Source organism: Cupriavidus basilensis (assembly GCF_029335485.1).
Lineage (GTDB): Bacteria > Pseudomonadota > Gammaproteobacteria > Burkholderiales > Burkholderiaceae > Cupriavidus > Cupriavidus basilensis_E.
The window spans coordinates 1-6,172 of the sequence record NZ_JARJLM010000067.1 but is presented as its reverse complement, the minus strand read 5'-3'; the positions used below and the strand labels follow the sequence as shown (position 1 = coordinate 6,172).

The following is a 6,172-nucleotide window of genomic DNA, read 5'->3' as shown; positions in this document are numbered from 1 at the left end:
CGCGGTGCCGGAATCATTTTGCAGGTGTCTCTCAGTGGGCGAAGGGCCCACGCCCGCGCAAGGCGTTTGCGGTCATCATCACGGCCAGCAGGAAGGGCAGGGCCACATACAGGCACCAGTGCACGCGGTCGCCGACCGAGTCGCCCCATTTGCGTTTGAAGACCTGCAGGCGCGGCATGGCCGAGGGGTTGGTGGCGCGTTTGTTTCTGACGTGCCACGCCATCCAGAAAAAGAAGATGGCGAAGGCGACCGACAGGAAGTTGATGTTACCCATGTTGTATTGCGATGGTTTTCAGTGTTGTGAATCCGTACAGGGCCTCGAAGCCCTTCTCGCGGCCGTAGCCTGACTGCCCGGTGCCGCCGAAGGGCAGTTCCACCCCGCCGCCGGCACCGTAGTTGTTGATGAAGACCTGGCCCGCGCGCAGCTTGTGCGCCATCCGTAGCTGGCGTGCGCCGTCGCGAGTCCAGACCCCGGCAACCAGGCCGTAGGGCGTGCCGTTGGCCAGCGCGACGGCTTCGGCTTCGGTATCGAAGGGCGTGGCCGCCAGCAGCGGGCCGAACACTTCTTCCTGCGCCAGCCGGTGTGTCGGCGGCACGTCGCGGAACAGCATCGGCACCTGGTAATAGCCGGCCTCGGGCGCCTCCGCCACGATCTGGCCCTGCGCCATGGCGACGATGCCGGCGTGCTGCGCGTCGGAGACGAAATCCCATACGCGCTGCTGCTGCTTGCGGCTGATCAGCGGACCGCATTCCAGGTCCAGCCCGGACGGGCCCACGCGCAACGACTCGAACACCGTGGCAAGCCGGTCGAGCACGGCGTCGTAGAGCGGGCGTTCCACCAGCACGCGGCTGCCTGCCGAGCAGGTCTGGCCGGCGTTCTGCACGATGCCGTTGACGATCACCGGCACCAGCGCCTCGAGGTCGGCATCGGCGAACACGATCTGGGGCGATTTGCCGCCCAGCTCCAGCGTCACCGGCACGTGGTTCTCGGCCGCCATCTGCGCCACCTGTTTGCCGGTCTGCGCAGACCCGGTAAAGGAGATGTGGTTGATGCCGGGGTGGCGCGCCAGCGCGGCGCCGGCTTCATGGCCGTAGCCGGTGACGATATTGAGCGCGCCTTCGGGCAGGCCGGCCTCGGCCGCCAGCTCGGCCACGCGCAGCAGCGACAGGCAGGCATCCTCGGCGGGCTTGACCACGCAGGCGTTGCCGGTGGCCAGCGCCGCGCCGACGCTGCGCCCGAAGATCTGCAGCGGGTAGTTCCACGGGATGATGTGGCCGGTCACGCCATGCGGCTCGCGCACCGTCAGCACGGTGTAGCCGGGCTGGTAGGGAATGGTCTGGCCGTGCAGCTTGTCGGCCGCGCCGGCATAGAACTCGAAATAGCGCGCCACGGCGCGCGCGTCGGCGGTGGCCTGGCGCAAGGGCTTGCCGGTGTCGCGCGCTTCCAGCGCGGCGAGTTCGGCTTCGTGTTCGATCAGCGTTACCGCCACGCGGTTGAGCAGGCGCACGCGCTCGGCGGGCGCCATCGCGCCCCATTCGCCTTCGGCCGCCTGGCGGGCGGCGTAGACTGCCACATTGATATCGACCGCGTTGCCGCGGGCGATTTCGGCGAAAGGCTCGCCGCTGGACGGGTCGAATACCTTGATGCGCATGCCGGAGTCCGGCGCGATCAGGCGGTTGGCAACGAAGTGCTGGGCGTGCATTGGAATGGCTCCGGGGGTGCGACTGCCACGGTTGTGGCGGGCAGTGCGCCTGTCGATGCGTCTGTCGGACAATTCGCCATTATCACTCACCGCGCGAGACCTGCAAGGCACGCGAACGTCAGGCCCGGGTCAGCTTCGAACCGCTATAATGCCCGCCATCCACAAACACAGGCATCTGGAGAACAAGCATGAGCTTCAACCTCGTCTCCCCCGGCAAGGACATTCCGAACGATTTCAACGTCATCATCGAAATCTCCGCCCAGAGTGATCCGGTGAAGTACGAAGCCGACAAGGAGACCGGCCTGCTCTTCGTCGACCGCTTCATCGGCACCGGCATGCGTTATCCCGCCAACTACGGCTTCATTCCCCAGACCCTGTCCGGTGACGGCGACCCGGTCGACGTGCTGGTGCTGTCGCCGTTCCCGATCCTGGCCGGCGCCGTCGTACGCTGCCGCGCGCTGGGCATGCTGAAGATGACCGACGAGTCGGGCGTGGATGCCAAGCTGGTCGCCGTACCGCTGGACAAGCTGTCGCCGGCCACCGCCTTCATGAAGGGCCTGTCCGACGTGCCGCAGAACCTGCTGGACCAGATCAAGCACTTCTTTGAGAACTACAAGGCACTCGAGGCAGGCAAGTGGGTCAAGGTCGAAGGCTGGGCCGGCATCGAGGAAGCGCATAAGGAAATCACCGACGGCGTGGCGAACTACAAGAAGTAAGCGTCAGCCCGTACAGCGCCGCTCGCCACCCCCGGGTGGCGAGCTGAAGGTCAGCCACGGCTGTTTCCCGCGCCTTGCTGAACCGAAGCTGAACCAACCCCGCCCAGGCGGGGTTTTTTGTTGCGCGGAATATGATGGAGGCCAAAGACACCGTGAATCCGCTGGGTTAAGCTTGCGGCACAGAACAACTCGGCAGGATGACTGCCAATTCCCCATGTTCGCGACTTCCTCCAAGCCATCCACCCTGGTTCGCTATGCCGGTCCGGCGGTGTTTTTCCACTGGGCGGTAGTGCTGCTGATCGCCATCGCGTATGCCGCGATCGAACTCAAGGGATTCCTTCCCAAGGGCAGCGCCGAGCGGACCTTGTCGATGTCGGTGCACACGTGGGCCGGCGCGCTGGTGCTGGTGCTGGCGGTGCCGCGGCTGTTGTGGCGCCTGGTACGTGGCGCCCCGGCGCCAGAACCCGGCCCGGGCTGGATGCAATGGCTCGGCAGTGCCATGCATCTTTTGCTTTATCTGTTCATCTTCGTGCAGCCCGTGCTGGGCCTGCTGGCCCTCAACGCGGGCGGCCACCTTGTGACGGTGCCGGGGCTCGGCGTCGAGCTGCCGTCGCTGGTGGCGGCCAGCCGGGACCTGAAGGAAACCCTCGAGGACATCCACGGCACGCTGGGCACGGCCTTTTACACGGTGATCGGCCTGCATGCCGTCGCCGCGCTGTTCCACCACTACATGCTGGGCGACAACACGCTGCGGCGCATGTGGCGCTGATGCGCCCGGCCGGTCCTAGCCGCGGGCGAACGGCGTGCGGTCGTTGAGTTCGTCCAGGTAGGCATCGATGCCCTGGCGCTCGCGCTCCAGGAAGCGCTCGACGGCGTCGGCGAAGGCGGGATGCGCCAGCCAGTGGGCCGAGCGCGTCGCCACCGGCAGGAATCCACGGGCCATCTTGTGCTCGCCCTGGGCGCCGCCCTCGAAGGTGCGGATGCCCTGGGCGATGCAGAATTCCAGCGGCTGGTAATAGGCCGTCTCGAAATGCAGGCAGGGGTGGTGCTCGAGCGCGCCCCAGTAGCGCCCGAACAGGGTGCTGCGTGCCGGATCGGCGTCATAGACCACCAGCGAGGCCGCGATCGGCTGGCCGGCCCGCTCGGCCACGACCAGCAGCAGGTTCTCGGGCATGGCGGCGCCGATGCGCTGGAAGAAGTCCAGATTCAGGTAGGGCGTGGAATGGTGTTCGCGGTAGGTCTGGCGATAGCAGCGGTGGAAGAAGCGCCAGTCTGCCTCGCCGATCTCCGCGCCGCGGAGCTGGCGCAAGCCGATGCCGGCCTCCGCCACGCGGCGCCGCTCCGCCCGGATGTTCTTGCGTTTCTTTTGCGACAGCGTGGCGAGGAAGGCCTCGAAGCTGTCATAGCCGGGATTGGTCCAGTGGAACTGCACGCCATGGCGCATCAGCATGCCGGCGTCTTCCATCTGCGCGGCTTCGCCCTGGTCGGGAAAGAGCACATGCAGCGAGGACAACTGGCTCTGCTCCGCCAGGGCCAGCGCGCATTGCAGCAGGTGGCGGCGTGCGTGCTCGTTCTCAGCCAGCAGCCGCGCGCCCTGGACCGGCGTGAAGGGAATCGCGGACAGCAGCTTCGGGTAATAGGGCAGATGGTGCTGGGCATAGGCGTCGGCCCACGCCCAGTCGAAGACGTATTCCCCATAGGAGTGCGATTTCGCATACAGTGGCATGGCCGCCGCCAGGCGCTCGCCCTGGCCCGCGGCACCGGCGTCGCGCGCCGTCCACAGCGTCAGGTAGCGCGGGCTCCAGCCGGTTTCGTCGCAGGCGCTGCCGCTGGCGTGCAGGGCATGCAGGAAGGCGTGCCGCAGGAACGGCGTGGCGCCCGGCTGGGCAGCCACCAGCGCATCCCAGTCGGGCGCCGGCAACTCGGCCAGATCGAAAACGATCTGCGTGCGATAATTCTCCATCCGCCAGGGTTCCTGTTCGCCTTTTGCCGAAGCCGCCGCCGGGGTGGTTGCGGCAGGGTGTTCCGGTCCCGGCTTGCAAGATTCAGGTTGCATCAAGCTAGATTGACTTAGATTGACTCATCGTTTGTCCGCCGGCCGAGTCTACCGGAAACGGACGGGTGCTGCACCGCGTCACCAGGGCCCTTTGCGCGGCCCGCCGGCCGTGGCGCGGCAGCCAACCCGGCGGGCGGACGGGCAGGCTAAAATCCTTCACTAACCAACGACTATACAAGGGGCCAACATGAAGCAGATTACCGCCATCATCAAACCGTTCAAGCTGGACGAAGTACGCGAGGCGCTGGCTGACGTGGGCGTGACCGGGCTGACGGTGACCGAGGTGAAGGGCTTTGGCCGCCAGAAGGGGCATACCGAGCTGTATCGCGGTGCCGAGTATGTGGTCGATTTCCTGCCCAAGATCAAGATCGAGGTCGTCGTGGCCGAGAACCAGCTCGATACCGTGCTCGACGCCATCGTCAAGGCCGCGCACACCGGCAAGATCGGCGACGGCAAGATCTTCGTCACCGAGATCGAGCGCGTGATCCGCATCCGTACCGGCGAACAGGACGAAGCCGCAGTCTGACGCCGGCGGGCAACCCCGGCGCTGCCGCGCACGGGGTGCCAGGATTGCCCGTGGCCGCCTGCCTGGCTCAGCTGGGCAGCTTCCAGTCGAAGCGCACCGATAGCAGGCGCGTCGCCACGATGGTGACCGCGCCCGCGAGCAGGGCCAGTTCCTGCTCGGCCTGCAGCCAGGTCAGGCCAACATAGACCCAGCAGCCGACGAAGGCGCAGGTCGCATAAGGCGAGCGGTCGCGCAGGATCATCGGTACCTCGTTGCACAGCACGTCGCGCACCACGCCGCCGAACACCGACGAGATGATGCCCATCATGACCGCCACGGTCGGCGTCATCTGCGCCACCAGCGCGAGCGAGGTCCCGGTGACCGAGAACAGGCCGAGGCCGATCGCATCGGCTCCGATCATGACGCGCTCCGACGCCACCCGGCTGACCACGCGGAGCACGAACGAGGCCCCCAGCGACATCGCGAAGATCAGGATCACGTAGCCCTCGTGGTCGACCCAGTAGAAGGGCCGGCGATCCAGCAGCACATCGCGCACCGTGCCGCCGCCGAAGGCCGTGGCAAACGCCACCACGAAGGTCCCCACGGCATCGAAACGCTGCTTGCGCGCATCGACCACGCCCGAGATGGCGAAGGCGAGCACGCCCGTGATTTCCATGACGTGCAGGATCAGGGGCAACCGCCCCATCAGGAGATCGAGCGGCAAATGCATGGTTGCGCGCGTTCAGGCGTGCGGCTGGCGCAGCAATACCATCAGCGCCCCGGCGCCGCCCTCGGCGCCACGCGCCTGCACGAAGGCCAGCACTTCCTCCTTCTGTACCAGCCAGCTGCGCACCTTGCCCTTGAGCACCGGTGTCTTGTCCGGGGAGCCGTTGCCCTTGCCGTGGATCACGCGCACGCAGCGCACGCCGCGCTTGACCGAACGCCGTACGAACTCGGCCAGCGCCTCGCGTGCTTCTTCGCTGCGCAGGCCGTGCAGGTCGATCTTGTCCTGCGGCACCCATTCGCCGCGGCGCAGCTTCTTGACCACGTCCATGCCGATGCCGGGACGGCGGAACGACAACGTCTCATCGGTGTCCAGCAGGTTCTCGACGTCGAATTCGTCGGAAAGCGACGCCGCCAGCACTGCCTTGTCGTCGAGCTGGGTTTGCACCGGTACGGGCGCGGGATGCCT

General features: G+C 66.7%; 8 protein-coding genes. 3 read left to right on the top strand and 5 right to left on the bottom strand.

The window, feature by feature from the left end; genetic code table 11:
- Positions 1–31: 31 nt before the first annotated feature.
- Together P3W85_RS03870 and P3W85_RS03865 are read right to left on the bottom strand one after the other, a co-directional pair.
- Positions 32–274 carry a hypothetical protein gene (locus tag P3W85_RS03870; RefSeq protein ID WP_017228704.1) on the bottom strand — a complete coding sequence of 81 codons (243 nt, stop codon included), beginning with the start codon at positions 272–274 and terminating at the stop codon, positions 32–34.
- On the bottom strand, positions 267–1,703 hold the full coding sequence (locus P3W85_RS03865) for an aldehyde dehydrogenase family protein (protein WP_276263793.1): 1,437 nt from the start codon (positions 1,701–1,703) through the stop codon (positions 267–269). The genes P3W85_RS03870 and P3W85_RS03865 overlap by 8 nt, the downstream gene beginning before the upstream one ends.
- Positions 1,704–1,891: 188 nt before the next feature.
- Here P3W85_RS03865 and ppa point away from each other — a divergent pair, with 188 nt between their 5' ends.
- Both ppa and P3W85_RS03855 read left to right on the top strand, forming a co-directional pair.
- Entirely contained in the window at positions 1,892–2,419 is a 528-nt protein-coding gene (gene ppa, locus P3W85_RS03860) for an inorganic diphosphatase (protein ID WP_017228479.1), read from the top strand.
- Positions 2,420–2,633: 214 nt separating this feature from the next.
- Positions 2,634–3,188 carry a cytochrome b gene (locus P3W85_RS03855; protein WP_017228480.1) on the top strand — a complete coding sequence of 185 codons (555 nt, stop codon included), beginning with the start codon at positions 2,634–2,636 and terminating at the stop codon, positions 3,186–3,188.
- A 15-nt stretch (positions 3,189–3,203) separates the two neighbouring features.
- Here the strand turns inward: P3W85_RS03855 and P3W85_RS03850 are convergent, their stop codons facing one another.
- Positions 3,204–4,382 carry a GNAT family N-acetyltransferase gene (locus P3W85_RS03850; RefSeq protein ID WP_276263792.1) on the bottom strand — a complete coding sequence of 393 codons (1,179 nt, stop codon included), beginning with the start codon at positions 4,380–4,382 and terminating at the stop codon, positions 3,204–3,206.
- Positions 4,383–4,662: 280 nt separating this feature from the next.
- Between P3W85_RS03850 and glnK the strand changes: the two genes are divergently transcribed.
- A complete protein-coding gene (glnK, locus tag P3W85_RS03845) occupies positions 4,663–5,001 on the top strand; it encodes a P-II family nitrogen regulator (RefSeq protein WP_006162803.1) in 339 nt (112 codons plus the stop codon).
- A 67-nt stretch (positions 5,002–5,068) separates the two neighbouring features.
- Here glnK and P3W85_RS03840 read toward each other — a convergent pair whose 3' ends face one another.
- Complete coding sequence (locus P3W85_RS03840; RefSeq protein ID WP_017228481.1) at positions 5,069–5,710, bottom strand: trimeric intracellular cation channel family protein; 642 nt, start codon at positions 5,708–5,710, stop codon at positions 5,069–5,071.
- Between the two features lie 12 nt (positions 5,711–5,722).
- Positions 5,723–6,172, bottom strand: a 450-nt coding sequence (locus tag P3W85_RS03835; RefSeq protein ID WP_276263791.1) for a Smr/MutS family protein, incomplete at its 5' end; no start/stop codon positions are given.

Excerpts from the sequence above, each read along its gene's own strand:
- glnK (WP_006162803.1), top strand. The coding sequence starts at position 4,663 with ATGAAGCAGATTACCGCCATCATCAAACCGTTCAAGCTGGACGAAGTA.
- P3W85_RS03865 (WP_276263793.1), bottom strand. The coding sequence starts at position 1,703 with ATGCACGCCCAGCACTTCGTTGCCAACCGCCTGATCGCGCCGGACTCC.
- P3W85_RS03870 (WP_017228704.1), bottom strand. The coding sequence starts at position 274 with ATGGGTAACATCAACTTCCTGTCGGTCGCCTTCGCCATCTTCTTTTTC.
- P3W85_RS03850 (WP_276263792.1), bottom strand. The coding sequence starts at position 4,382 with ATGGAGAATTATCGCACGCAGATCGTTTTCGATCTGGCCGAGTTGCCG.
- P3W85_RS03855 (WP_017228480.1), top strand. The coding sequence starts at position 2,634 with ATGTTCGCGACTTCCTCCAAGCCATCCACCCTGGTTCGCTATGCCGGT.
- P3W85_RS03840 (WP_017228481.1), bottom strand. The coding sequence starts at position 5,710 with ATGCATTTGCCGCTCGATCTCCTGATGGGGCGGTTGCCCCTGATCCTG.
- ppa (WP_017228479.1), top strand. The coding sequence starts at position 1,892 with ATGAGCTTCAACCTCGTCTCCCCCGGCAAGGACATTCCGAACGATTTC.